This is a genomic window from Leucobacter sp. OLIS6 (assembly GCF_002752355.1).
GTDB lineage: Bacteria > Actinomycetota > Actinomycetes > Actinomycetales > Microbacteriaceae > Leucobacter.
The window spans coordinates 244482-268262 of record NZ_MRAV01000001.1 but is presented as its reverse complement, the minus strand read 5'-3'; the positions used below and the strand labels follow the sequence as shown (position 1 = coordinate 268262).

At 70.1% G+C, this 23781-nt stretch carries 21 protein-coding genes; 6 read left to right on the top strand and 15 right to left on the bottom strand.

Features of this window, described 5'->3' with window-relative positions:
• The first annotated feature begins 70 nt into the window (after nt 1-70).
• Complete coding sequence (locus BMH31_RS01225) at nt 71-733, top strand: TetR/AcrR family transcriptional regulator (RefSeq protein WP_158234957.1); 663 nt, start codon at nt 71-73, stop codon at nt 731-733.
• Nucleotides 734-754: 21 nt separating this feature from the next.
• Here BMH31_RS01225 and recQ read toward each other — a convergent pair whose 3' ends face one another.
• Both recQ and mca read right to left on the bottom strand, forming a co-directional pair.
• The gene (gene recQ, locus BMH31_RS01220) at nt 755-2581 is read right to left on the bottom strand and encodes a DNA helicase RecQ (RefSeq protein ID WP_241898087.1); all 1827 of its coding nucleotides are present in this window, start codon (nt 2579-2581) and stop codon (nt 755-757) included.
• Complete coding sequence (mca, locus tag BMH31_RS01215) at nt 2578-3780, bottom strand: mycothiol conjugate amidase Mca (protein WP_342586346.1); 1203 nt, start codon at nt 3778-3780, stop codon at nt 2578-2580. The genes recQ and mca overlap by 4 nt, the downstream gene beginning before the upstream one ends.
• Before the next feature lie 85 nt (nt 3781-3865).
• On the opposite strand from mca, the gene BMH31_RS01210 reads away from it, so the two are divergent.
• The gene (locus BMH31_RS01210) at nt 3866-4282 is read left to right on the top strand and encodes a DUF4307 domain-containing protein (protein WP_099723534.1); all 417 of its coding nucleotides are present in this window, start codon (nt 3866-3868) and stop codon (nt 4280-4282) included.
• 139 nt (nt 4283-4421) lie between these two features.
• On the top strand, nt 4422-4910 hold the full coding sequence (gene greA / locus BMH31_RS01205; RefSeq protein WP_099723533.1) for a transcription elongation factor GreA: 489 nt from the start codon (nt 4422-4424) through the stop codon (nt 4908-4910).
• A 77-nt stretch (nt 4911-4987) separates the two neighbouring features.
• On the opposite strand, the gene BMH31_RS01200 is transcribed toward greA, so the two are convergent.
• From BMH31_RS01200 to BMH31_RS01155, 10 genes are all read right to left on the bottom strand, one after another.
• Nucleotides 4988-5803, bottom strand: coding sequence for a TSUP family transporter (locus tag BMH31_RS01200; RefSeq protein WP_099723532.1), 816 nt, complete (start codon nt 5801-5803; stop codon nt 4988-4990).
• A 37-nt stretch (nt 5804-5840) separates the two neighbouring features.
• The gene (locus tag BMH31_RS01195) at nt 5841-6764 is read right to left on the bottom strand and encodes an amino acid ABC transporter permease (RefSeq protein ID WP_099723531.1); all 924 of its coding nucleotides are present in this window, start codon (nt 6762-6764) and stop codon (nt 5841-5843) included.
• Nucleotides 6761-7417 (bottom strand): amino acid ABC transporter permease, encoded by a 657-nt coding sequence (locus tag BMH31_RS01190; RefSeq protein ID WP_099723530.1) that lies wholly within the window; start codon nt 7415-7417, stop codon nt 6761-6763. Before BMH31_RS01190 ends, BMH31_RS01195 begins: the two co-directional genes overlap by 4 nt.
• Before the next feature lie 69 nt (nt 7418-7486).
• Entirely contained in the window at nt 7487-8398 is a 912-nt protein-coding gene (locus BMH31_RS01185; protein WP_099723529.1) for a glutamate ABC transporter substrate-binding protein, read from the bottom strand.
• A gap of 90 nt (nt 8399-8488) precedes the next feature.
• On the bottom strand, nt 8489-9235 hold the full coding sequence (locus tag BMH31_RS01180) for an amino acid ABC transporter ATP-binding protein (RefSeq protein WP_099723528.1): 747 nt from the start codon (nt 9233-9235) through the stop codon (nt 8489-8491).
• Nucleotides 9236-9470: 235 nt separating this feature from the next.
• Entirely contained in the window at nt 9471-10430 is a 960-nt protein-coding gene (locus BMH31_RS01175) for a TAXI family TRAP transporter solute-binding subunit (protein ID WP_099723527.1), read from the bottom strand.
• A gap of 11 nt (nt 10431-10441) precedes the next feature.
• Nucleotides 10442-11815: a HAMP domain-containing sensor histidine kinase gene (locus BMH31_RS01170; RefSeq protein ID WP_099723526.1), complete on the bottom strand. Its 1374-nt coding sequence runs from the start codon at nt 11813-11815 to the stop codon at nt 10442-10444.
• A 3-nt stretch (nt 11816-11818) separates the two neighbouring features.
• Complete coding sequence (locus BMH31_RS01165; RefSeq protein WP_099723525.1) at nt 11819-12490, bottom strand: response regulator transcription factor; 672 nt, start codon at nt 12488-12490, stop codon at nt 11819-11821.
• Nucleotides 12491-12588: 98 nt separating this feature from the next.
• The gene (locus BMH31_RS01160; RefSeq protein ID WP_099723524.1) at nt 12589-14001 is read right to left on the bottom strand and encodes an APC family permease; all 1413 of its coding nucleotides are present in this window, start codon (nt 13999-14001) and stop codon (nt 12589-12591) included.
• Between the two features lie 28 nt (nt 14002-14029).
• Nucleotides 14030-15751: an amidohydrolase gene (locus BMH31_RS01155; RefSeq protein WP_099723523.1), complete on the bottom strand. Its 1722-nt coding sequence runs from the start codon at nt 15749-15751 to the stop codon at nt 14030-14032.
• 179 nt (nt 15752-15930) lie between these two features.
• Between BMH31_RS01155 and BMH31_RS01150 the strand changes: the two genes are divergently transcribed.
• Nucleotides 15931-16527 carry a TetR family transcriptional regulator gene (locus tag BMH31_RS01150; protein WP_099723522.1) on the top strand — a complete coding sequence of 199 codons (597 nt, stop codon included), beginning with the start codon at nt 15931-15933 and terminating at the stop codon, nt 16525-16527.
• A gap of 303 nt (nt 16528-16830) precedes the next feature.
• Complete coding sequence (locus BMH31_RS01145) at nt 16831-17925, top strand: hypothetical protein (RefSeq protein ID WP_099723521.1); 1095 nt, start codon at nt 16831-16833, stop codon at nt 17923-17925.
• 507 nt (nt 17926-18432) lie between these two features.
• Here BMH31_RS01145 and ilvA read toward each other — a convergent pair.
• Nucleotides 18433-19677, bottom strand: coding sequence for a threonine ammonia-lyase (gene ilvA / locus BMH31_RS01135; protein WP_099723520.1), 1245 nt, complete (start codon nt 19675-19677; stop codon nt 18433-18435).
• Nucleotides 19674-20882 carry an AI-2E family transporter gene (locus tag BMH31_RS01130; RefSeq protein ID WP_099723519.1) on the bottom strand — a complete coding sequence of 403 codons (1209 nt, stop codon included), beginning with the start codon at nt 20880-20882 and terminating at the stop codon, nt 19674-19676. The genes ilvA and BMH31_RS01130 overlap by 4 nt, the downstream gene beginning before the upstream one ends.
• Before the next feature lie 65 nt (nt 20883-20947).
• Here BMH31_RS01130 and BMH31_RS01125 point away from each other — a divergent pair, with 65 nt between their 5' ends.
• Nucleotides 20948-22144 carry a crosslink repair DNA glycosylase YcaQ family protein gene (locus BMH31_RS01125; RefSeq protein WP_099723518.1) on the top strand — a complete coding sequence of 399 codons (1197 nt, stop codon included), beginning with the start codon at nt 20948-20950 and terminating at the stop codon, nt 22142-22144.
• A 200-nt stretch (nt 22145-22344) separates the two neighbouring features.
• On the opposite strand, the gene BMH31_RS01120 is transcribed toward BMH31_RS01125, so the two are convergent.
• Nucleotides 22345-23751, bottom strand: coding sequence for an aldehyde dehydrogenase family protein (locus BMH31_RS01120; RefSeq protein WP_099723517.1), 1407 nt, complete (start codon nt 23749-23751; stop codon nt 22345-22347).
• Between the last annotated feature and the right edge of the window lie 30 nt (nt 23752-23781).

The following is a 23781-nucleotide window of genomic DNA, read 5'->3' as shown; positions in this document are numbered from 1 at the left end:
GGCGATCATCCGGAACGGAATGATTCGTTCCGTTCAAGATGCTAACAGCCCGATCGCTACGATGGAACCCATGACCGGTGAGGAGCGCCTGCGCGGCCGCGAGCGGGAGGCACGCGACAACGACCGCATCCTGCTGCAGGCGGCGCGGGAGGTGTTCGTGCAGCGCGGCTGGCAGGCCCCCATGTCGGCCATCGCCGAGCACGCGGGCATCGGGATCGCGAGCATCTACCGGCGCTACCCCAGCAAGGAGGAGCTCGTGCTCCAGCTGCGGATCATGGCGCTCGGCGACGTGATCCGCATCGCGAGCGAGAGCCTCGAAGGCTCCGGATCCAGCGTCGCGCGGTTCCTCCGCCGCCACATCCGCGAGGCCGCGACACCGCTCATGATCACCTTCGGGCGGCACGTGCGCACCTCGCACGAGATCGACGAGCTCGCCGAGGAGCTCCATGCCGCGCTGGACGCGCTCATCGCGCAGGATCTCTCCGCGGGGCTCGTACCCCGGGGGTACACGGCCGCCGACCTCATGCTCGGCGTGACCCATCTGCGTCCGAACCTGCCGACGAGCCGCGAGCGGACCACCGAGATCCACCTGCGGCACCTCGACTACTACCTGCTCGGGCTCGCCGCGGCGATCGAGCACCCCGAACGCGTCAGCGGCACCGGCGCCACCTGGGAGGAGTGGCTCGCCTTCAACGCCGTCGACGAAGACGCGGTGGAGGCCGGGCCGGCCTGACCCGGCGCGGTGCGCGCGGGATCACCCCGCCGACAGCACCTCGAGCACGGCGTCGCCGTAGCGGTCGAGCTTGGCCTGGCCGATGCCGCTGATGCCGAGCAGCGCGTCGCGGTCGCCCGGCGTGTGCACGGCGAGCGCGCGCAGCGTCGCATCGCCGAACACGATGTAGCCGGGCACCCCCTGCTCCTTCGCCTCGGCGCTGCGCCAGGCGCGCAGGCGCTCGAAGCGGTCGAGCTGCTCGGGCTCGAGATCCTGCGCGGCCTTCGCCTTCGCACCGCCGGAACCGCCCGGCTTCCGCGCGAGCACCTCCTCGCGCATCTCGACCTTCTCGCCGCCGTAGAGCACGGCCCGGCTGGCCTCGGTCGGCGCGAGCACGCCCCACTCCCCCCGGCTCTCGAGGAGCCCGGTGGCGATGAGGTGCCGGACGACGCCGCGCCACTGGGCGACCGAGAGGTCCTGCCCGATGCCCCAGGTCGAGAGCTCGTCGAGCCGCATCTGGCTGGCACGCTCCGAACCGACGCCGCGGAGCACGTCGATGTGCTGCCCGGCCGCGTAGGTGCGGCCGCGCTCCTTGGAGATGCGCACGATGGTCGAGAGCAGCTTCTGCGCGGGGATCGTCGCGTCCCAGAGCTTCGGCGGGTCGAGGCAGACGTCGCAGTTGCCGCACGGCTGCCCCGTCTCTTCACCGAAATAGCGCAGCAGGTAGACCCTGCGGCAGTCGGTCGTCTCGCACAGCGCGAGCATGTGGTTCAGGTGCTCGATCTGGTTGCGCTGCGCCGCCGCGTCGCCGTCCGACGACTCGATGAACTGGCGCTGCTGCACCACATCGGCGAGGCCGTAGGCCATCCAGGTCTCCGAGGGCAGGCCGTCGCGCCCCGCGCGACCCGTCTCCTGGTAGTACCCCTCGACCGACTTCGGGAGGTCGATGTGGGCGACGAACCGCACGTCGGGCTTGTCGATACCCATGCCGAAGGCGATCGTGGCGACGACGACCACGCCGTCCTCGCGCAGGAACCGCGTCTGCGCGGCGAAGCGCTCCTCGGCCGGAAGCCCCGCGTGGTACGGCACCGCGTCGATCCCGGCCTCGCGCAGCTGGGCCGCCGTCTGCTCGACACGCTTGCGGCTGAGCGCGTAGACGATCCCGGCCTCGCCCGCGTGCTCCTCGCGGATGAACCGCACGAGCTGCTGGCGCACCTGCGCCTTCGGTTCGATCCGGTAGCGGATGTTCGGCCGGTCGAAGCTCGACACGAAATGACGGGCCCGGTCGAGGTGCAGGCGCTCGGTGAGCTCGCGGTGGGTGGCCGGGGTCGCGGTCGCGGTCAGCGCGATGCGGGGCACGTCGGGCCAGAGCTCGGCGAGCGCGCCGAGGCGCAGGTAGTCGGGCCGGAAGTCGTGCCCCCACTGCGAGACGCAGTGGGCCTCGTCGATGGCGAAGAGCGCGATGCGACCCTGCCGCAGCAGCTCGACGGTACCGGGCGCGCTCAGGCGTTCGGGCGCCAGATAGAGCAGTTCGAGCTCGCCGTCGCGGTAGGCGCGCTCGACTTCGCGGCGCTCCTCGGGATCCATCGCCGAGTTCAGCGCGCCCGCGCGCACCCCCGCCAGCCGCAGCGCGGCCACCTGGTCGTGCATGAGCGCGACGAGCGGGGAGAGCACGATGCCCGTACCCTCGCGACAGATCGCGGGGATCTGGTAGCACAGCGACTTGCCGCCGCCCGTCGGCATGAGCACGACGGCGTCGCCGCCCGCGGCGACGTGGCGGATGATCTCCTCCTGGTCGCCGCGGAACGACTCGTAGCCGAAGACCTCTGAGAGGACGGCCCGCGGATCGCGCTGGGTCACCCGGTTCAGCTCCGAGGCTCGGGATCCTGCGGAGCGGACCCGGTCCCGGGTCCGTCGCCCGCGTCGGTTCCGGCGGCCTCGTTCGCGGCGCCCGTTCCGCCCGCCGCCCGGGCGGCTTCCTCGGCCTCGGCGGCGAGCTGCGCCTGCACCTCGCCGCGGATCCGGCTGCGGCGCAGCCGGCGATTCAGGTCGAGCAGCAGCAGGATCACCGCGACCGCGAGCACCGCGACCGCGATGAATCCCGCGACTCCGGGAGACGCGGTGTTCGGATCGAACTCCTTCTCCTTCTCGGCAAGGGTGATCGCTGCCGTGAGAACGGTGGCGAGCGTGGTCATGCGGTCTCCTCTTCGACGCCCTGGAACAGATCGGCCTCGAACTCGCTCGTCGCGACGCGCGATGCGCGATGCGGCGAGACGGTAGTCCTCGTACGGCCAGGCCTCGCGCTGCAGCTCGTTCGGCCAGAAGAAGAACGGGCTGTCTGGCGGGACCTGGCTGGCGTGCGCGCGCAGCGCCGCATCGCGCTGCTCGAAGAAGGCACCGACATCGACCTTGGCCGTGCCGTTGTAGGGACGCTTCGCCATCCACTCGGTCATCTCGGCGAACTGCGTCGCGAGCTCGGACCCCGGCTCGCGCTCGAGCAGCGTCTCGTAGACCGCGCGCACCCGGTCGGCGTTGAAGATCTCCTCGTAGTACAGCTTGCGGATCGCCCACGGCGCCCCGGCCTCGGGATACGACTCGGCGTCGCCCGAGAGCTCCCACGCGCGCTTGCTGATCTCGTGGCAGCGGATGTGGTCGGGGTGCGGGTATCCGCCCTGCTCGTTGTAGGTGATCATCACGTGCGGACGGAACTCGCGCACCACACGGACGAGCGCCTCGGCCGAGACCTCGACCGGGATGTCGGCGAAGGATCCCGCCGGAATCGGATCGCCCTCGTCGGGCAGACCCGAGTCCTGGTAGCCGAGCCAGCGATGCTCGAAGCCGATGATCCCCTGCGCCCGCGCCATCTCGTCGCGGCGCAGCCCCGCGAGATCGCGACGGCTCTTGGGATCGCGCTGCACGAGCTCGTTGAGCACGTCACCGCGCTCGCCGCCCGTGCAACTGACGATCAGCACCTCGACGCCGCGGTCGAGGTAGTGCGCGTACGTCGCGGCGCCCTTGCTCGATTCGTCGTCGGGATGCGCGTGTACCGCGATCAACCTGAGCGTCATGGCGTCCTTTCGCATCTGCGTCCGAGGGAGCCCCGGTACGCTTGCATCGGGCACACAGTCTAGTTGCCCGAGATGAGGAGGATCCGTGTCCGAGGCGGCAGCGAGCGCGCAGACGCTCGAAGATCGCTACGGTCGCGGCACCCAGCGCCGGTTCGACCGTCGCTTCGCATGGATCATCGCCGGCGTGCTGCTGCTCGCGGGACTCGGCGTACTCCTCTTCAGCGGCTGGCAGTCCGGCTCGCAGGTCGAGTACCGCGACATCGGCGCACCGCACAAGGGCGGCAGCACCGTCACCGTCCGCTTCGAGGTCACCGCGGCTCCCGGCACCCGCGTCGCCTGCGCGGTCGAGGCGCTCTCGCCCTCGTTCGCGACCGTCGGGTGGAAGGTCGTCGAGCTGCCCGTGTCCCAGGAGCGCACCCGTCGGTTCACCGAGGAGCTCGCCACCACCTACGAGGCGACCGCCGGCCAGGTGAAGGAGTGCTGGGTCCTCGACGCGGCCTGACCGGCCCGGCTCCACGTCCGTCCGTGCGGCTCCCCGACACTGTCGGACCCGGCTGCTAGGCTGCTCAGAACCCGCGCGGGAGTTCCGCGCGCATTCGTGGGCCGAGTCGGGCCCGCGCATCCAGAGAAGAGGATCACGCATGGCCGCAGCGACCACGCAGACCTGGCTGACCCAGGAGGCGTTCGACCGTCTCAAGGGCGAACTCGACGAGCTGACCGGGCCCCGCCGGAAAGAGATCGCGTCCCGCATCGAGGCGGCTCGCGAAGAGGGCGATCTCAAGGAGAACGGCGGCTACCACGCCGCGAAGGACGAGCAGGGCAAGATGGAGGCGCGCATCCGCGACCTCGAGGAGCTGCTGAAGCACGCCGTCGTCGGCGAGGCCCCGAAGGCCAGCGGCGTCGTCGAGATCGGCACCATCATCACCGCCGAGATCTGGGGCGACGAAGAGCGCTTCCTGCTCGGCAACCGCGAGCTCGCCGACGGCTCCGACCTCGACGTCTACAGTGCCGAGAGCCCTCTGGGCACGGCGATCCTCGGGCTGAAGGTCGGCGACACCACCAGCTACGAAGCCCCCAACGGCAAGCAGATCGAGGTCAAGGTCGTCGCCGTCGAGACCTACGCGGGCTGACACCGACGCAGCAGCGACAACGGGAGGGTCGGGATCGCGCGCGGTCCCGGCCCTCCCGTGCGCGTTCGGGGTGCGCTTCACCCGCCTCCGAGGAACGCTTCGACCCAGATGTCGATCCCGAGCTTGACCGTCAGCACGCCCACCACGGCGAGGAACAGCACCCGAACGAACCGCGACCCGCGCGCGATCGCCATGCGGGATCCGAGCAGGCTCCCGCCGATGTTGGCGACTCCCATCGCGAGTCCCAGGGGCCAGAGCACGGCGCCGAGCGGGATGAAGAAGAGCAGCGCGCCGAGATTGGTCGCGAAGTTGACCGCCTTGGCCGTCGCGGTCGCGCGCAGGAAGTCGTAGCCGAGCACGCCGACGAGGGAGATGACGAGGAAGGTGCCCGTGCCCGGGCCGAGCAGTCCGTCGTAGAACCCGATGGAGGCGCCGATCGCGCCGGCGGTGGCGAAGTGCCGGAGCCCGCGATACCGCAACCGCGTGGCCTCCCCCAGCGTCGGCCGGAACAGGGTGATGAGTCCGACGACGAGCAGGGCGACGAGGATGATCGGCTTGAACACCGGGGCGGGCAGGAACGCGGCGAGCGACGCGCCGCCGAACGCGCCCAGCAGGGCGACGCCCGCCATCGAGAGCACGGTGCGCGGGTCCGGACGCACCCGCCGCGCATACGCGATGCTGCTCGTAGCGGTGCCGAACACCGATGCGAGCTTGTTGGTCGCGAGCGCCTGAACGGGGGTGATCCCGGGCACGAGCAGCAGCGCCGGCAGCTGGAGCAGTCCGCCGCCGCCCACCACGGCGTCGATCCAGCCGGCGGCGAATGCGGCCACGAGCAGCAGTGCGAGCACGCCCGCGTCGCCGTCGGCGGGAAGCAACCCCTCCACGGCGGTCACCCGCGTGGGCGGCGCCGCGCGCCGCCCACGCTCGGGGTCACGACTGCTCGCCCTGCACGGCGATCACCTCGGTGACCGTGCCGTCGCGGTGCAGTCGGGGGTCGTCGGGCTGCACCGGAATGGTCGCGGTCGTCGCAGCGGGGCCGCCGGGGCGCTTCGGGCTGCGGCGAGTCCGCCCCTCGAGCCACTTCGCCACGGCCGACAGGAGCAGGCACATCACGATGTAGATGCCGCCGATCACGAACGCCGACTGCAGCAGGGGGCGCCCGAACTGGACGTTGCTGCTGAGCTGCTTCGCGAGGTAGAGCAGCTCGGGGTAGGTGATGATGAACCCGAGCGCGGTGTCCTTCATGGTGACCACGAGCTGCGAGACGATCACCGGCAGCATGGCCCGCACCGCCTGCGGCAGCAGGATCAGGCGCATCACCCCGCTCTTGCGCAGGCCGATGGAGTACCCGGCCTCCTTCTGTCCGCGCGGCAGCGATTCGATCCCCGCGCGCAGCGCCTCGGCGAGCACCGATCCGTTGTAGGCGACGAGCGCGATCACGACGGCCGCATAGGGTTCCATGCTGATTCCGACCGATGGCAGGCCGTAGTAGAGCAGCATCATCATGACGAGCACGGGCACCGCACGGAACAGCTCCGTGATCGCGGTGATGGGGATCCGCACCCAGCGATGGTCGGAGAGACGGCCGATGGCGAGCAGGAATCCGAGGGCGACGCTCAGCACCGCCGCCAGCCCGAAGGCCGCGAGGGTCTTCCCCAGGGCGGCGAGGATCTGCTCCCAGATCGTCGCGTAGGTGAACAGGCCCCACTTCGTCGCCGAGAACTGCCCCGAGAGGGCGAACCGGTACACGATGAAGGCGATGATCGCCCCGACTCCCAGCACGGTGACCACGGCGAGCACGCGGTTGCGCGCGATCGCCCGGGGGCCGGGGACGTCGTACAGCACAGAGGTCATCGCACGATCCTCCACTTCTTCTCGAGACGGTTCTGCGCGAGGCTCAGGAGCATCACGAGCACCACGAACACGAATGCGACCCAGAGCAGCACCTCCATCGGACTGCCCGGACGCCCCGCGGCGTCGTTGATGGTGGCACGCAGCGCGGCGAGCTCGGCGACCGAGAAGCCCGCCGCGACGGTGGTGTTCTTCAAGAGCGCGATGAACACGCTCATCATCGGAGGCACCACCGACCGGAAGGCCTGCGGGAGCACGACGAGGCTCATGACCTGGGCGAACGGCAGCCCGATCGCCCGAGCCGCCTCAGCCTGCCCGACCGGCACGGTGTTGATGCCTGCGCGCAGCACCTCGGCGACGTAGGTCGCGGTGTAGATGCCGATCGCGAGGACACCGAGCAGCAGCGTGCTCATCTTCGGCAGCCCGAGGGCGGGATAGCCGAGCACGAAGAAGAAGAACACGAGCGTCAGCGGCGTATTGCGGATGAGGTTCACGTAGAGGGTGCCCACGCCCCGCGCGATCGGGACGGGCGACACCCGCATGGCCCCGACGAGCACGCCGAGCACCAGGGCGAGCACCCCTCCCCCGAAGAACACCAGCAGGGTGTTCGTGATAGCGGTCCCCCAGAGATCGAGGTTCCCGAAGATGACGTCCATCCGTCTTCCTCTCGTGCGGGCGGCTCGGGGCGGGCGCGGGGACCGCGCCCGCCCCGAGCGCCTCGGCGGTTAGTAGGCGTCCACCTTGGGCTGGTCGACCTTGATCCCCGAGCTGCCCAGGTTCTTGTCGAAGATCTTCTTCCACGTCGCGCCGCCATCGGTGAAGAGGGTGTTGATGTGCGCACGGAGCGCGTCATCCCCCTTCGCGAGGCCCACGCCGTACTTCTCCTCGGTGAGCAAGGGGCCCGTCGTCACCATCAGGTTGTCGGGATCCTGCGCGGCGTAGCCGATCAGGATCGCCTGGTCGGTGGTCACCGCATCGACCTGGCCGTTGACCAGGCTCTCGACGCAGGCCGAGTAGAGGTCGAACTCCTGCGTCTTGATCTTCGGGAAGTTCTCCTTGATGTTCTGGATCGGCGTCGAGCCGGTCGCCGAGCACACGGTCTTGCCGTCGAGCTCTTCGAGCGACTGGTAGTCCGTGCCGCCCTTCTTCACCAGGAGGCCCTGGCCCGTGATGAAGTAGGGACCGGCGAAGTCGATGTCCTTCTTGCGCTTGTCGTTGATCGAGTAGGTGCCGACGTAGTAGTCGATATCCCCGTTCACGATCGCCTGCTCGCGGTTCGCCGACGCGATCGCCTTGTACTCGATCTTGTCCTCGCCGTAGCCGAGCGAAGCGGCGATCCAGCGCGCGATGTCGACGTCGAAACCGCTGCGCTCCTTCGTCACGTTGTCGAGGTACCCGAGTCCCGGCTGATCCTCCTTGACGCCGATGACGACCTTGCCGCGCTTCTGAATATTGTCGAAGGTCGGGCTGCCGTCGATCTTCACGTTCTCGGCGGGCTTCGGGATCACGGACTCGGTGCTGCCGTTCCCCGTGCCGCCGCCCTTGGCGTCGTTGGGGTTGCCGACGTTGCAGCCGGTGAGCGTCAGCGCCGCGGCGGCGATCAGCGCACCGGTCGCGAGGAGCTTGTGGGTTCGCATGGTTGATTCCTTTCGGTGGGTCGGAGATTCGGATGCGCCGGAGCCTCGGCACCGCGGGAGGGCGGAGCCGAGCCGGACGACCCGAGCGGGTCAGTTGGTGATGAGCTTCGAGAGGAAGTCCTTGGCGCGGGTGCTCTGCGGATTCGTGAAGAACTCCTCGGGCGTCGCCTGCTCGACGATCTGTCCGTCGGCCATGAACACCACGCGGTCGGCCGCGCGGCGCGCGAATCCCATCTCGTGGGTGACGACGATCATGGTCATGCCCTCCTTGGCCAGTCCGACCATCACGTCGAGCACTTCGTTGATCATCTCGGGATCGAGGGCGCTCGTCGGCTCGTCGAACAGCATCACCTTGGGGTGCATCGCGAGCGAGCGGGCGATCGCCACGCGCTGCTGCTGCCCACCGGAGAGCTGGGCGGGGAGCTTCGAGGCCTGCTTGTCGACGCCGACCCGTGCGAGCAGTTCCATCGCTTCCCGCTCGGCCTGCTCGCGTCCCACTCCGTGCACCTTGATCGGGCCGAGCGTCACGTTCTCGAGGATGGTGAGGTGCGCGAACAGGTTGAAGGACTGGAACACCATGCCGACCTCGGCCCGCAGCTTCGCGAGCGCCTTCCCCTCGGCCGGCAGCTCCTTGCCGTCGACGCGGATCGATCCGCTCGTGATCGTCTCGAGCCGGTTGATCGAGCGGCACAGCGTCGACTTGCCGGAGCCGGATGGTCCGATGATCACGACGACCTCGCCCGCGTCGATCGAGAGATCGATATCGGTCAGGGCCTGGAACTCGCCGTAGTGCTTCTGCACGTTCTCCACGACCACCAGCGGTTCGCTCGCACTCATCTCGTCTCCGTCTCTGGATCGCGACCCGCTCCGCGAGTCTCGCGTCCCGGGCCTGCTGCCTGTCTGAACGATCCGGGGTGCGTTGCCGCCCCGAGACGGAGTGCGGCAAGCGCGTTCGCCGTCGAACCGCTTGGCCACTCAAGCTAGATGCGGCGGCGCCCCGGGGTCAGCGCTCTTGAGCACTTCTTGAGCATCCGCTTGAGCGCTTCTTGAGATTCGGTCTCCGGAGGCGGGATCAGCTTCGCGCGTCGACGTAGTACTTCGCCGCGCCGGGGTGGAGATCGAGCGGCGCGGTGAAGATCGCATCGCGCCGATCCAGCAGCTCGGCGGCGGGCACCTTGCGCGCGATGGTCGCACGCGACGCGAAGAGCGTCCGTGTCGCGTCGGCGATCAGGGCTTCCGGAGCGTCCTCGGCCGCGACCAGGTAGTTCGGCACCGTCATGGTCGTCGTCGGCGCTTCGGAGCCGTACGTGCCGATCGGGAACTCGGTGAGCCGGTAGACCCCCGAGTGCCGGGCGTTGACCCGGGAGACCGTCGCCGCGTCGATGGGAAGCAGGCGGATCCGCTGCGTCCGGGCCAGCCGTTCGATGGACGGGGTCGGGAATCCGCCCACCCAGAAGAACGCCGCGATCTCCCCTCGGCGCAGCGCCGCGATGGACTCGTCGAGGCCGAGCGCCGGATTCTCGATCCGGTCCGGGGCGACTCCCGAGGCGGTGAGCACCCGCGATGCGATCACCTGCACCCCCGAGGTCGCCGAGCCCAGCGAGACGGTGCGTCCCGCGAGGTCCGCGATCTCACGCACGTCGGAGTCCGCGGGGACGACGACCTGCACCGACTCGTCGTAGACCCGGGCGATGGCGCGCAGCGGAAGGGGGGTGTCGAAACTGCCGGTCCCGGTGATCGCGTCGGCCGCGGTGTCCGCCTGCGCGAAACCGAGGAGCGCCCGCCCCGAGGCCACCCGCTGCAGGTTGTCGACCGATCCGTTCGTCTCGGAGACCGAGACGTTGATCCCCAGTTCCCGATGCAGAGCCTGCGCGTACTGATCCCCGTAGTTGAAGTAGATGCCGGCGATGCCGCCGCCCGCGATGAAGTACTGCTGCGTCCGGTCGTATCCGGAGTCCGCGCACCCGGTCGCTCCGAGCAGCACGGCGAACGCCGCGAGCAGCGCCCCGAGGATCCGGGTCCGAACGGTCATTCCCCCGCGCATCAGCGTTCCTCTCCCGGCAGGCGCAGCACGACCCGCAGTCCCCCGCCCTCGGGCGACTGCACCTGCACTCCGCCGTTCAGATCGCCCAGCAGATCGGACGCGATGGCCAGGCCGAGACCTGATCCGGGCACGTTCTGGTCGCGGGGGCTGCGCCAGAACCGGCTCGTCACCAGTTCCAGCTCGTCCGGTTCGAGACCGGGGCCGTGATCCCGGATCGCGATGCCGCAGCCCTCCGCATCGCGCTCCACCGTCACCTCGACCGCGGATCCCGCCGGGGCGAACTTCAGCGCGTTGTCGAGCACCGCGTCGAACGCGCTCTCGACGGAGGTCCGGTCGGTGAGACTCAGTACCCGCGCGGCCCCTCGGAGCTCCACCGAGACTCCTCGGTCGGTCGAGACGGGCGCCCACGCGGCGATCCGGCTCGCGGTGAGCTCGACGAGGTCGACCGCGGCGAACGACGAATCCTGCCGACCGGATCGGGCCATCCCGAGCAGCGCATCCAGGATCTGGGTCAGGCGGCGCCCCTCGGCCCGGGTCTTCTCGACGTCCTCCTCCCACGAATCGTCGAGGCCCGTCGCGAGGTACTCGACCCGCATGAGCAGCGCGCCGAGGGGATTGCGCAGCTCGTGCGAGGCGTTCATCGCGAACGCCTCCTGCCGCTGGATCACCCGCTCGATCTCCTCGGCCATCTGGTTGAACATCCGGATCATCCGCCGCATCTCGGGCGGGCCCGTGTCGTCGGCGACGCGCGCGTCGCGCTCCCCGCGTTCGACCGCCGCCATCGCTCGGTCGACCCGCAGCATGGGGCGCAGCACCCAGTTCGCGAGGCGGATCACGGCGAGCAGGAGCAGGAGGATGGTGAGGGCGCACGCCGCCGCGAGCACGCCCCAGTGCGTGAGGATCTCGGCGCGGACCCGGTCGGCGTTCGCCGAGATGAAGAGTGCCCCGATCACGTTGCCGTCGTCGAACACCGGCTCCACCGCGACCAGCTCGCCCATCGACCAGGGCAGCACGGGCGGTCCGGGATCGCTCCGCCGGCCCGAGAGCGCGAGCTCGATCTGTCCCCGGAGGTCCCCTCCGAGCTCGTCGAACCGTCCCCCGCCCGAGGCCCACAGCGCACCGGAACGGTCGAAGACCGCGATGCTCGTGCCGTAGAGCTCGCTGTAGCGGGTCATCTCGCCCGCCACGACGTCGGGACTGCCCGCGCGCAGCGCCTGACGCACGCCGCTCTGGAAGTAGCTGAGGTCGCCGAGCTGCTGGCTCGACACCTCCTCCTGGACCGCGCGGGCCACGCTCCACGCGTAGGCACCCGCGAGGACGAGCAGGATCACGGTCATCGGGATCAGGAGGACGAGGATGAGCCGCTGCCGCACGGGTCAGACGCCCGTCAGCCGATAGCCGACCCCGCGGACCGTCGCGATCAGCGAGGGCCGCTCGAGCTTGCGCCGGACCGATCCGACGTGCACCTCGAGCGAGCGGCTGAAGCCGTTCCAGTCGCTGCCCCAGACCTCCCGGATGATCCGGTCGCGGGGCACGACGACCCCCGGATACCGCACCAGGACCGCGATGATGTCGAACTCCTTCGGTGTCAGATCGACCGGCGACCCGTCGACCAGCACCAGCCGGTTCGCGAGATCGATGTAGACCCCGTCGACGGAGACCCCCGAGCTGTGCCCGGCATCGGACGGCAGCGTGCGCGAGCGTCGAGTCACCGCTTCGATGCGCGCTACGAGCTCCCGCACGTCGTAAGGCTTCACGACGAAGTCGTCGGCGCCCGCGTGGAAGCCCTTGATCCGCTCCTCGACGTGGCTCCGCGCGGTGGCCACGATGATCGGCACTCCGGAGAGGCCGCGGATACGGCGGCAGACGTCGAGGCCGTCCATGTCCGGCAGGCCGAGATCGAGCAGGACGGCGTCGGTGTCCGCGCCGAGCGCCTCCAGCGCGGCGGCGCCGGTGCCGACCCGGTCGATCTCGAACCCGGCTTGGCGGAGGAACGCCCCCAGCGCGTCCGCGACGCGCTCGTCGTCTTCAACGATCAGGATCTTCATGCCGGTCTTCTCCGCCCGCTCGGGAGCATCCCCAGACTAATCCAGGGCGGAGGGGGCGGCGAATCGAGCCGCCCCGGGGAGGGACCCGGGGCGGACCGCTACTCGTACATGCCGATGTTGATGGGTCCCGTCAGATCCGGTGCCGGGGCCTTGAAGCCCCGGGTCTTGATCAGGAGGTAGACGAGGCCGATCGCGGCCCAGATCCCGCCGACGATCATCGACAGGCCGTCGAGGCTGAACCAGAGCCAGACGTTGATCGCGACGCCGATCGCGGGCACCACGACGAACGCGAGCCAGGGGCCCGGCCCGCGGCGCTTGAGGAACTTGAAGAAGGAGAAGATCACCGACAGGTTGACGAACGCGAAGGCGACGAACGCGCCGAAGTTGACCATCGAGGTCACCTGCTCGAGCCCGATGAACAGCGCGCCGAGCGCGATCACGGCTACGAGCAGTACGTTGGCGACCGGCACGCCGGTGCGCGCGTTGACGCCGCCGAAGAGGCGCTTCGGCAGTGCGCCGTCCCGGCCCATCGCGTAGAGCAGCCGCGCCGCGCTCATCTGCTGCGTGAGCCCGCAGCCGAGCACCGACATCATGTATCCGCCGACGAAGAAGGCCTGGAAGGCGGCGCCACCGATGTACTTCGCCATGGTCGGCGATGCGCCCACAATGTTGCCGAGCTCGGACACGTCCGGGAACAGCGTCTGCATCACGTAGGTCACGGTCATGAAGAAGGCGCCGGCCGCGATCACGATGATGAAGATCGCACGGGGCACGTCACGGGTCGGCCGTTCGGCCTCCTCCGCCAGCGTCGAGACGGCGTCGAAGCCGAGGAACGAGACGGCGAGGATCGCGGCCCCCGCGGTGATCGCCGCGGGCTGGAGGTCGCCCGAGAAGAACGGCGTCGCCGAGAACGCGGCCCCGTTCTCGCCGTGGGCGATGTTGACGAGCGTGAAGATCACGAAGGCGAGCGCCACCACCAGCTGGATGCCGACGAGGATCATGTTCATGCTCGCCGCCAGCTTCACGCCGACGAGGTTCAGCGCGGTGCTGATCCCGACGGTGAGCACGACCCACACCCAGAACGGCACCTCGGGCAGCAGCGCGCCCATGTAGATCGCCGACAGCACCGCGTTGAGCAGCGGCAGCAGCAGGTAGTCGAGCGTCGCCGCCCAGCCGACCAGGAAGCCCAGGTGCGGATTGATCGCCTCCTTCACGTAGGTGTAGGCGGACCCCGCGATCGGGAAGAACCGCACCATGCGCGAGTAGCTGAACGCCGTGAACAGCACCGCGATCATCACCACGAGGTACGCGAGCGGCACGTGGCCGGACGTCGCCTCTGAGACGATCCCGAACATGTCGAACACCGCGAGCGGCGCCAGGTAGGCGAGCCCGATGAACACCAGGTGGCGGAGCTTCAGCGTGCGCTTGAGGCGGCCGGGCTCGTGGGTGATCGCGTGCGCGATCTGGTCATCTCCCGCAGCGACTGCGGAGTGGGATGGCAGCGTTGACATCGTGGGTCCTCGGTTCAGGTCTGGCGGATCAGTGCGCGTGGGAGTGGCCGTGGTGGGGATCCGCGGGCTCGCCGCAGCTCTGCCCGGCCCCGCCGGGATCCTTCGCCCCGGCGGCCGCGGCCGAGCCGTCGAGCTCGCCTCGGGCATCGTGGATCGGGGATCCGCCCACGACGGTGAGATCGGCGCTCTGCTCGAGGATCTCGGCCGGCTCCATGCCGAAGAGATCGCCCGACCAGACGACGAGGTCGGCCAGGTAGCCGGTCTTGAGCATGCCGACCGAGTCCTCGCGATGGAACGCCTCCGCTCCGCCCTTCGTGTAGGCCTCGAGCGTGCGGTCGAGGTCGAGCCGCTCGCCGAGGGTCCAGGCATCGGAGCCGTCGAGGCGGGCGCGGGTCATCGCTGCGTAGACGCCGACGAGCGGATCCATCTCGCCGACCTGCCAGTCGCTCGAGAAGGTCACGCGGGCACCCGACTCGATCATCGAGCGGTAGCGCCACGCGCGATCCCAGCGGGCCTCGCCGACGTTCTCCATCCAGGTGCCGGCGACGAGGTCGGGCGAGGAGTGCCGCGGCTGCATGGCCGCGACCACTCCGAGCTCGGCGAAGCGCGGCAGATCTTCGGGCGCGAGGCACTCGACGTGCACGATGCCGTGGCGGGCGTCGCGCGCGCCGTTGGCCCGCTGCGCGGCCTCGATCGAGTCGAGGGTGAGGCGGATGCCCCAGTCGCCGGTCGCGTGGGTGTGCACCTGGTAGCCGAGGCGGTCGAGCTCGACGAAGAGCTTGGTGAACTCGGTGGGCTCGAGGCTCGTGTGGCCGCGGTGCCCCGGACGGTTCGCGTAGTCCTCGAGCATCGCAGCGGTGTGCGGCTCGATCACGTCATCGGCGTAGAGCTTGACCGGTCCGAGCGAGAAGCGCTCGTGCTGCGGGGTCTCGCGGATCGCGTCGGTGATGCGCGTGCGGAAGTCGCCGTCGGCGCCGACCGGGTGGTAGATCGCGGCGATCGTGCGGGACGTGAGCCGGCCCTCGAGCTCGGCGCGGGCGAACAGGTCGAGCTCCGCGAGCGGCACCTGCGGCTCGACGACGGTCGTGATGCCGACCTTCGCCGCCATGTCGAGGCTGTTCACGATCTTGTTGTACCGCCGGTCCGGCGAGTACATCGGGATGTCCCGCTGCAGCTCGGCGAGACCGTCGATCGTCATGGCGCTCGTGTAGAAGTCGGTGACCCAGCCGGTCGGCTCGCCCGTGGTCGGGTCGATCTCGGGGTTGCCCCAGGCGATGTCGCCGCCGTTCAGGATCCCGAGCTTCGCCATCGCCGGGCGGTTCAGCCACACCGAGTGCTGGTCGTAGGTGGTGATGAAGACCGGCTTGTCGGTCGTGCCGACGAGGTCGTCGGCGTTCGGACGGCGCCCCTCGACCACGGAGTAGAGCGCGTTCTCGGCGCAGATCCAGTCGAGCTCGGGGTGCGTCTCGGCGAACTCGGCGATGCGCTGACGCACGACGTCGAGGCTCTGAACCTGGTCAAGGCTGACCGCCAGGTCGTCGAAGCCGAGCAGCAGGTGATTGTGGGTGTCGGCGACGCCCGGGGTCACGAGGCGGCCCTCGAGCTGGATCGTGCGCCGGGCAGCCGGAGCATCGGCCGCGGAGCCCACGTAGCTGATGCGGTCGCCGGTCACGCCGAGCGCCTCGGCCCACGGCTGAGCCGGGTCGAAGGTGCGGATGCGTCCGCCGGTGTAGAGGGTGTCGACGGCCATGTCATCTCCTGCTGCGTTGGGGCACGCGCCCCCCGGGTCACCGCTTTCGCGTGCGTGCTCGGGTGGCGTGGCGAGTTCTTTTACTCCAGAGTAAATTAATTTACTCAGATGTCAAGAAACTCGCTGGGGTGACCGGCTGGAGCGGCGATCCCGGTTGTGCCGGCTGGCATACTGGCTGCATGGCACGCCCCAGCACGCAGAAGCAGCGCCGCATCGAAGTCGTCGATGCGGCGCTCGCCGCCGCCGCCGAGCACGGCCTCCGCAACCTCTCGCTCACCGACGTCGCCAACCAGGCGGGGGTCACCCGGGGCGCGCTGCTCTACTACTACGAAGACCTCGACGCGATCCTCGTCGAGGCGCACGCCGCCGGTATGCACCGCGTCGGCGCCGACCGCGCCGCGCTCGTCGCCGCCGCGCAGGATCCCGCCGAGCAGCTCGCGATCGCGATCGACGCCGGCCTGCCGAGCGGACCCGACGACGCACTCATGCGCCTGCTCTACGAGTTCGACGTGCTCGCCGGCAAGTCGCCCCTGCACGACGAGCTCGTGCAGCGCCTCTACCGCGAGCAGCTCGCGCTCTACCGCGGGATCCTCTCGGCCGGGGTCGCGTCGGGAGCGTTCGCGCTCGCCGGGCCGCTCGACGACATCGCGATGAACCTCGTCGCACTCGAGGACGCGTACGGCCTGCACATCGTCGCCGGCGGCAGCATCACCGTCGAGGATGCGCGTCGCGCGATCCGGCTCGCCGCGACGCAGGCGGGGGCGACGCCGGCCTGACGGGTCCCGGCTCCCGGCTCCCGGCTCCCGGCTCCCGGCTCCCGGCTCCCGGCGAGAGCATGCCCGTTCGACGAGAGCACCCCTATTCGCGCCGCGACTCGCCGTTCCCTCGCGGGAAGCGCATGCTCTCGTCGGCACCGCGGCGGGGGTCTTCGCGAGATGCGGGCCGCCAGGTCGCTGAAGTTCAGCGCTCCCAGCGCTCACAACGCGCACACACGCGTCACCCTCAGCGGTTCAACCGAAACCATCCACAAATACCCACCACACGTCACGCTGCCCGACACGGTGCGGCAGGATCGCTCCATGTCCGTTCGATCCACCCTCGCCGAAATCGCGCCCCTGGTGCTCGATCGGTCCGGGCTGGTCCGCGCGGGCTTCCCCAAACGCGCGATCCCCGATGCGGTCAGGACGGGTGCTCTGCGGCGACTCCGTCCCGGCCGGTACATCGACGCGGCGTTCTGGAATCGAGCGAACGACCGGGATCGCCACCTTGCGGCGATCCTCGCGGCGAACCCACCGCACGCGCACACGCGCACCGACTCGGCCGGTGGGGATCCCGGGCGCCTCCTCTCCCATCTTTCGGCCGCCACGTTGCACGGGCTGCCGGTGTGGTCTCGCTGGATCCGGGCCGGTTCGCTGACTCCCGATCCAACAACGTTGCACGAGGTCGTGCCCCCCGGTGCCGCGAACGGTGGTTCTCCGTCGACAAGACGCCATCGGCTGCCGTTGGGCGACGCCGAGGTGGTCCGTATCGAGGGGTTCCGCTGCACCGCATTGCACCGCACGGTCTTCGATCTCGCCCGCACCGAGCCATTCGCTGTCGCCCTCGCATGCGCCGACGAGGTCCTTCGACGAACGGCCAGGGTACGGTATCGCGTCGACCACGAGGCCTGGGATGCCTGGCGTCGCGCGCTGCTCGAACGCGCCGCACGGCTGCCGCGGGGACGCGGCGTCCGAGCCGTCCGCGCGCTTGCCGCGCTGGCGCACCCGCTGGCGGATTCGCCGCTCGAAAGCGTCAGCCGGCTCCGGCTGCTGCAGCTCGGGATCGACGTCGAGCTCCAGTATCCGGTCCCGGCGGAGGACGGTGGCACGCTCCGCCTCGATTTCCGGTTCGTGGGCCTCGAGCTGTTCGGCGAATGCGACGGTCGCGCGAAGTACGTGGATGAAGAGCTGCGGCAGGGGCGCACGGCGGACGACATCTCCTACGCCGAGAAGCTCAGGTACGACTGGGTCTGTGGCACGACCGACATGCGCGGGGTCCGCTGGGGTGCGGCACAGGCCGCGTCGGCGGACCGACTCGCGGCTCGGCTGCGCGCATTCCGAGTCGCGGTTCCGGGCACGGCGACACTCAGCTACGGATCCGAGGTCGCCGATTTCCTGAATCGACTCCCGCGATGAGATCGACCGCGTTCGGCGGGCCCGCACGAGAGCGGTCGGCACGGCTTCGGCTTCGGCTTCGGCTTCGGCTTCGGCTTCGAGACAGCCAACCGACACCGACACCGACGCCGGCACCGACGCCGACACCGCAACCGCGCAACGAGAGCACCCGTGTTCGACGAGAGCACCAAGGTCTGACGAGAGCATCCGTGTTCGCCCCACGACTCGCCGTGCTGTCGCCGAAGAAACGTTCTCTCGTCGAGCGTCACCCGGTCGACTTCGGGACCCGATCGCGCACGGGCCCCGGTCGAGCACGGGCCCCACCCAACCCGGGCCCTACCCAACACGGGCCCGGCATCGACGAGCGAGGTCTCAAGCAGGAGCGAGGTCTCGAACAGCAGCGAGGTCTCGAACAGCACCGAAGTCGCCGGCAGCGCCGAGCGCAGCGACGAGACCGCGGGCAGCGCCGAAGTCGCGTGCAGCGCCGAGCGACAGACGCCGAGCAGCAAGCGCCGCTCGGCGGGCCGACTAGTACTTCTCGCCCACGCGGACCGTGTAGCCGGCATCGCGAAGCGCCTGCGCGACCGCCTCGCCGTGCTCGTGCCCCCTGGTTTCGATGTGCAGTTCCAGCTCGACCTCACTGATGGGCAGCTCGGTCGCGTGACGCGTGTGGATCACCTCGACGACGTTCGCGTTGGCCTCCGCCACGATCGACGCCGTGCGCACCAGCTGGCCCGGGATGTCGGGCAGCAGGATCCGGAGCTTCATGTAGCGCGCCGAAGCCGCGAGGCCGTGGCCGATCACGCGCTGCAGCAGCAGCGGGTCGATGTTGCCTCCCGAGAGGATCGTCGCCGTCGGACCGCTCGCGTTGATCTTGCCGGCGAGCATGGCCGCGACTCCGGCGGCACCCGCGGGCTCCACGACGAGCTTCGCCCGCTCGAGCAGAACGACGATCGCACGGGCGATATCGTCGTCGCTCACGGTCACGATCTCATCGACGTAGTCGCGGACCATCTCGAAGGTCAGGTCGCCCGGCCGCGCGACGGCGATGCCATCGGCGATGGTCGGCTTCGTCTTCACGGTGACCGGATGCCCGGCCACGATCGACCGCACGAACGGGGAGGCGTTCTCCGCCTGCACACCGATGATGCGCATCGGGCGCCCCTCGCGCTCGGCGCGAAGCTTCGCGGCGGCGGCGACGCCAGAGATGAGCCCGCCTCCGCCGATCGGGACCACGATCGTCTCGATATCGGGCGCGGCCTCGAGCATCTCGAGCGCGACCGTCCCCTGGCCGGCGATCACCGCGGGATGATCGAACGGCGGGATGAAGGTCGCACCGGTCTCACGCACGAACGCCTGCGCCGCGACGTTCGTCTCGTCGAAGATCTGCCCCTCGAGCACGACGTCGGCGCCGTAATTGCGCGTCGCCTGCAGCTTCGGCAGCGCGACGCCGAGGGGCGTGAAGATCGTGGCCTTGATGCCGAGCTCGCGCGCCGCGAACGCGACACCCTGCGCGTGGTTGCCGGCCGAGGCCGCGACGACGCCGCGCGCCCGTTCCTCCTCGGTGAGCTGCGAGAGCCGGTTGTAGGCGCCGCGGAGCTTGTACGCGCCCGTGCGCTGGAGGTTCTCGCACTTCAGATAGACGGTCGGCACACCGAGGATCTCGGCGAGGTAGCGCGAGGTCTCGAGCGGGGTGCGCTGCGTGACGCGGTGCACGATCGGGAGGGCCGCCTCAAACTCCTCGAGCCCGGGGGCGACGAACTGCTCGGTCATGCTGCTCCGTTCCTGCGGCCGAGTCGGGCCGCGTGCCTGGCCCGCTGCTTGACGAGCCGCGTGCGTTTCTCGTTGAAATGGAAGTCGTCCACCGGATCCCTGCCGGACTCCCACCTGCGGTGGGCGAGCACGTTGACCACCGAGTTGGCCGCCGCCGCGATCGGCACCGCGAAGAGCGCACCCGGGATCCCCGCCAGCAGCGCGCCCGTGGCGACCGCGAGCACGACGCCGAGCGGATGCACCTGCACCGCGTTCCCCATGATGAGGGGCTGCAGCACGTGGCTCTCGAGCTGATGCACGAGGATCACGACGATGAGCAGGATCAGCGCGTTGATCGGGCCGTTGTAGACGAGCGCGACGAACACCGCGACCGCGCCCGTGCTGATCGCGCCGAGGAACGGAATGAAGGACCCGAGGAAGACGAGGATGCCGATCGGCACGGCGAGCGGAACGCCCAGCAGGGCCGATCCGACGCCGATGCCGATCGCGTTGACGAGCGCCACGAGGATCTGCACCCGGGCGTACTGCCCGACCGACACCCAGCCGGCGCGGCCCGCAGTGTCGACGGGAGCGTGCGCGCTCTTCGGCAGGAAGCCGAGCACCCAGAACCAAATGCGCTTGCCGTCGAACAGCAGGAAGATCAGCGAGAACAGGGTCAGCAGGCTGCCCGTGATGAAGTGACCCGCCCCGGTCGCGATGCCGAGTGCTCCGCTCCAGATCTCGGACTGATGGTCCTGGATCGCCTTCAACCCCTGATCGAGGTAGCCCTGAATCTTGTCCGCCGAGATGCCGAAGGGGCCGGACTCGAGCCAGGCGAGGGCGCCCTGCAGCGAGGTCTCCGCCTTCGCCGCCACGTCGTCGAACCCGTTGCGGAACTGGCTCACGATGAGCCAGACGAGCAGGGTCACCGAGGCGATCAGCGCGAGCAGCGCCGCAACGACCCCCACCCAACGGGGCATGCCGCGGCGTTCGAACCAGCGCACGATCGGCTCGAGCAGTGCCGTGAGCAGGATCGCGATGAGCACCGGGATCACGATGATGCGGACCTGGGCGATGAGCCAGAGCAGGGCCGCGCACGCGAGACCGATCGCGATGAGACGCCACGACCAGGCGGCCGCGACGCGCACGCCGAGCGGAAGCTCCTGCGCTGCGTTCCGGCCCGTCTCCGCTTCGGGAGCGCCGGTTTCTGGTGAGGTGTCTGCCACGGTCACATCCTAGTGACCGCGCCTGCGCCGACCGGAATGTCTGCGGTGCCCGATAGGCTCCCGCCATGCCAGAGACCCTCACCCCGGCCGAAGCCCGACGCACCGCGCTCGCTGCGCAGGGCTTCTCAGCGAGCGCGCGGCTCCGTTCCAGACGTCCGTTCGATCCCGCGCTCGAGCGCCTGCACGTGCTGCAGATCGACTCGGTCAACGTCTTCGCGCGGAGCCACTACCTCCCGGTCTTCTCGCGCCACGGCGCCTACGACCCCGAGGCCCTCGACCGGCACCTCTGGCAGGGCGGCGGGTTCACCGAGTACTGGGCGCACGAGGCCGCGTTCATCCCCGTCGACGACCGCCCGCTCTTCTCCTGGCGCATGGACGACTACCGCGAACGGCATCGGGCCGACGGCCGCAGCGAGGCGCTCTCCGGCGCCATCTCCGCCGTCCGTTCCGCCCTGGCCGACCGCGGTCCGCAGTTCGTGCGCGATCTCGAGACCGGACCGCGCGAGCGCCGGGGCCCCTGGTGGGACTGGAGCGATACCAAGCGCGCCGTCGAGATCCTCTTCGCATCGGGCGAGGTCGTGAGCGCCGGGCGAGAACGCTTCGAGCGCCGCTACGCGCTGGCCGAGCAGGTGCTGCCCGAGTCCGCGCTCGGCGCGGTGCCCCGGCCGGAGGCGCAGCGGGCGCTCATCGAACAGGCCGCCCGCTCGCTCGGCGTCGGCACGCTCGCCGACCTCGCCGATTACCACCGTCTCAAGTCCGGTCCCGCGAAGGCCGCGGTCGCCGATCTCGAAGAGGCGGGCGTCCTCATCCCCGTGCGCGTGAACGGCTGGAGCGATTCGAAGGGCGCACCGCTGCGCGCATGGATCCACCGCGACGCTCGGGTGCCCACCCGGCTCGCCCCCGACGCCCTGCTCACCCCGTTCGACCCGGTCTGCTGGTTCCGTCCGCGCGCGGAGCGCATGTTCGACTTCCACTACCGCATCGAGATCTACACTCCGAAAGAGCAACGACGGTTCGGCTACTACTGCCTCCCGCTCATGGTGGGCGGCAAGCTGGCCGGGCGCATCGATCTCAAGGCCGACCGCGCCGAGCGCGAACTCCTCGTGCAGGCCGCCTGGCAGGAGCCCGGCGCCCCCGCGCGCACCGCTGAAGCCGCCCAGCAGCTGCTCGCGCGCGCGGCGGCCTGGCAGGGGCTCTCGGCGGTACGGACGACGGGCACGGGCAATCTCCCGCTCCCCGGGACCTTCGACCCGGCTCCCTGAGCACTCGCGGGTCCCCGAGCAGCGAAGCAGCGGAGCACCGGAGCAGCGGAGCACCGGAGCAGCGGAGCACCGGCGACTTTCCCGGGCGACCGAGCGCGGGCGGCTGCCCCGAGCGCCGGGATCACAGGCGCGACGGAGGCCGACGTCTCGCGCAGCTAGCGCACCTAGCGCAGCCAGCCCAAATAGCCCGGCTAGCCCGGCTAGCGCAGCTTGCCCAGCCAGCGCCGCACCAGCTGGTCCTTGCCCGCGGTGAACGGCGGCATGATCGTCGCGGCGAGAGTGTCGGGCGCGAGCGGCTTCGACAGCACCGCCTTCTCGTGGCTGAACACGCGGAACGAGCGCTCACCGTGGTAGGCGCCCATGCCGCTCGGCCCGACCCCGCCGAACGGCAGCTCGGGCACCGTGAGGTGCAGCACGGGAGCCCCGAAGGTGAGCGCGCCCGAGCTCGTCTCCTGCTCCCACCGGCGGCGCACATCGGCCTTCTCGGTGAACACGTAGGCGCTCAGCGGCTTGTCGCGCCCGTTCACGAAGCCCAGCGCCGCGTCGAGGCCCGGGACCTCGACGAGCGGCAGGATCGGCCCGAAGATCTCATCGCGCATCACCGGAGAATCGGGCGAGACCCCCCGCAGCACGGTCGGTTCGATGAAGCGATCCGCAGCGTCGCTGCGCCCGCCGGCCACGACCTCCCCATCGCGCAGGTAGCCGACGAGCCGCTCGAACTGCGCATCGTTGACGATGCGCCCGTAGTCGGGGTTCTGCGCGACCGCGCTCCCGTAGAGCTCGTGGATCGCATCGGACAGCGCGGGGGCCAGCCGGCGCAGCACGTCCGCCGTGCCGAGCACGTAGTCGGGTGCGACGCAGGTCTGCCCGGCGTTCAGATACTTCGCCCAGACGATGCGCCGCGCCGCGGCCAGCGGCGGGACGGAGTCGTCGACGTAGACGGGCGACTTGCCGCCGAGCTCGAGGGTCACCGGGGTCAGGTGCTCGGCCGCAGCGTGCGCGACGATCCGACCGACCCGCCCGTTGCCCGTGTAGAAGATGTGTTCGAAGCGCTCGGCGAGCAGCGCCGTGGTCTCGGGCACGCCGCCCTCGACGACCGCGACCGCGCGACGGTCGACGTACTCGGGCAGCAGACGGGCGATCGTGCTCGAGGTCGCCGGGGCGAGCTCGCTCGGTTTCACGACGGCCGCGTTGCCCGCGGAGAGAGCACCGATCAGCGGCGAGAGCGCGAGCATCAGCGGGTAGTTCCACGGCGCGATGATGAGGACGACGCCGAGCGGCTCGGCGACGACCTTGGCGGCGGCCGGCTGCAGCATGAGCGGAACCCCGACCCTGCGGGGCCGCATCCACCGGCCCAGCTCGCCGAGGGCGTGGTCGATCTCGGCGACGAGAAACCCGATCTCGGCGAGCTGCGACTCGATGGCCGGTTTGCCCAGGTCTGTGTGAAGGGCCGCCTCGAAGTCCGGGCCTCGCTCCACGAGCATGCGGCGCAGCCCCTCGAGCTGCAGCCGCCGCCACGCTTCGGGCCGGGTGGTCCCCTGCGCGAAGCCGTAGCGCAGGCCTCCGACGATCTCGGTGATGGCGGGGATCGATACGACGTCGCTCATGCGCTCACCCTACTGTCGACGGCTGGCAAG